Genomic DNA, 872 nt, shown 5'->3' with positions numbered 1-872 from the left:
AACTGGCCGCGGCTGTAGATGTGGCCGCCCAGGCCGTTCTCGCTGCTGGCGCCGGCGCGCTCGCCGACCGAGCCGGCGGCCTCGATCTGGCCGAAGTTGAAGCGGCGGCGGTAGTCGAAGCCGAGCGCCGGGTTCTGCTTGGTCGACAGCGTCGGCGTGACGGTCAGGTCGGAGCTCGGGTCGATCGCCCAGTAATAGGGCGTCTCGACGAAGCCGCCGAGGAAGCTCGAGCTGCCGAAGACCGGGGTCAGGAAGCCCGACTGCCGCGGCACCGAGGGATCGGGATGCGACAGGTAGGGGGTGTAGAGCACCGGCACGCCGCCCAGCAGCAGCGAGGCGTCGCGGTAGCGCAGGCGCTTGGCCTCCTGGTCGGAGGTCGCCAGCCGCGCCCGCAGCTGCCAAAGCGGCGGCGCCGTCGGGTCGTTCATGCAGAGGTCGCAGGAGGAGTAGAGCACCCGCGACATGTCGAGGATCTTGCCGTCGGTCCGCCGCGCGCCGTTGGCCACCATGCGGCCGTTCTGGGCGAGGCGGGCCTTCAGCCCCTCGACCACGCCGTCGCGCATGTTGCCGGTCAGCTCGGCGCGGTCGGCGAAGAGCACCTGGCCGTCGGCCTCGAGCAGCTGGACGTTGCCCTCGGCCGTGGCGATGCCGGTGTTGCGGTCGAAGGTGAAGCGGTCGGCGCGCAGGATGCGCTCGTTCTGCCAGGCCTCGACGGCGCCGCGGGCGGTGACCAGGTTGCGCTCCTGATCGTATTCCACCTCCTCGGCGGTGAAGGTCACCGGGGCGTTGTTGCCGGAGGCCGGGGTGGACGGGGTGCCGGCGGGCGGAGTCGCGGCCGCCGCCGGGGCCGCCGCCGGGGCGGCGGGCGTGGC

General features: G+C 72.9%; 1 protein-coding gene. It reads right to left on the bottom strand.

Annotated features, from left to right (window positions below; all coding sequences use genetic code 11):
* Window positions 1–872 (bottom strand): LPS-assembly protein LptD (locus tag BKE38_RS29975; protein ID WP_408887438.1); only part of this gene is annotated, 872 nt, incomplete at both ends.

The sequence above is a fragment of the Teichococcus deserti genome (assembly GCF_001982615.1).
GTDB classification, from domain to species: domain Bacteria; phylum Pseudomonadota; class Alphaproteobacteria; order Acetobacterales; family Acetobacteraceae; genus Pseudoroseomonas; species Pseudoroseomonas deserti.
The sequence above is the reverse complement of the archived record's forward strand: the minus strand, read 5'-3'. Positions and strand labels throughout refer to the sequence as shown.